General features: G+C 72.6%; 1 protein-coding gene. It reads left to right on the top strand.

The window, feature by feature from the left end:
- Positions 1-1,363 (top strand): beta-ketoacyl synthase N-terminal-like domain-containing protein (locus tag AB0N31_RS36540; RefSeq protein WP_366062847.1); only part of this gene is annotated, 1,363 nt, incomplete at both ends.

Here is a 1,363-nt window from a genome sequence, read left to right as displayed (position 1 = left end):
GACGCCCTCGCCCAGCACCGCGCGGCCCTCGGGCTGCCCGGCGTGTCACTCGCCTGGGGCCTGTGGAACCAGACCAGCACCATCAGCGGCGAACTCGGCGACGCGGACCTCCAGCGCATCAAGCGCCTGGGGCTGCTGCCCCTCGCCACGGACGAGGCGATGGCGCTGTTCGACTCCGCCGTGGCGGGAACCGAACCGGTCCTCGCCGTCAGCCGCATCGACACCGCGGCCCTGCGCGCACAGCCCCAGGCGCCCACCCCGCTCCTGCGCGCCCTGGTCCCGGCCGGCCCGCGACGCGCGAACGACACGCGGAGTGATGCCGCCGCCTCACTGACCCAGCGCCTGGGCACCCTGTCCCGGGAAGAGCGCGAACAGGCCCTCGTCGACCTGGTACGCACCCAGGTCGCCATGGTCCTCGGCCACGCCGACGCCCACGCCGTCGACCCCCAACGCGCCTTCCAGGAAATCGGCTTCGACTCACTGACCGCCGTCGAACTGCGCAACCAGCTCAACAGCACGACCGGACTGCGCCTGCCGAGCACGCTGGTCTTCGACCACCCCAGCCCCGCCGCCCTCGCCGCGCACCTGGCCTCCGAGCTGTTCGGCGAGGAGGAGTCCGTCGCCGTCACCGCGGACTCCGCCTCCATGGAACCGATCGCGATCGTCGGCATGGCGTGCCGCTATCCGGGCGGTGTGTCCTCCCCGGAGGACCTGTGGGACCTGGTCGCCGGTGAAGTCGACGCCGTCAGCGAGTTCCCCTCCAACCGCGGCTGGGACGTCGAGAAGCTGTACGACCCGGACCCCGACCGGCCGGGCACGTCGTACGTCCGCGAGGGCGGCTTCCTGCACGACGCGGACCTGTTCGACCGCGAGTTCTTCGGCATGTCACCGCGCGAGGCGACCGCCACCGACCCGCAGCAGCGCCTGCTGCTGGAGACCGCCTGGGAGACGCTGGAGAACGCGGGCATCGTCCCGGCCACCCTGCGCGGCAGCCGCACCGGCGTCTTCACCGGTGTGATGTACCACGACTACGCCACCGCCACCGGGACCGTCCCGGAGGAACTGGAGGGCTATCTCGCCGCGGGCAGCGCGGGCAGTGTCGCCTCCGGCCGGCTGTCGTACACCTTCGGTCTCGAAGGTCCGGCGATCACGGTCGACACGGCGTGCTCCTCCTCGCTGGTGGCCCTGCACATGGCCGCGGGCGCGCTGCGCAACGGCGAGTGCGACCTCGCACTCGCGGGTGGTGCCACGGTCATGGCGACACCCGCCACGTTCGTGGAGTTCTCCCGCCAGCGCGGCCTGTCCGCCGACGGCCGCTGCAAGTCCTTCTCCGACGACGCCGACGGCACCGGCTGGTCCGAGG

The organism is Streptomyces sp. NPDC051051 (assembly GCF_040682975.1).
Lineage (GTDB): Bacteria > Actinomycetota > Actinomycetes > Streptomycetales > Streptomycetaceae > Streptomyces.
Note: the sequence above shows the minus strand (reverse complement) of the source record. Positions and strands in the feature narration are given on the sequence as shown.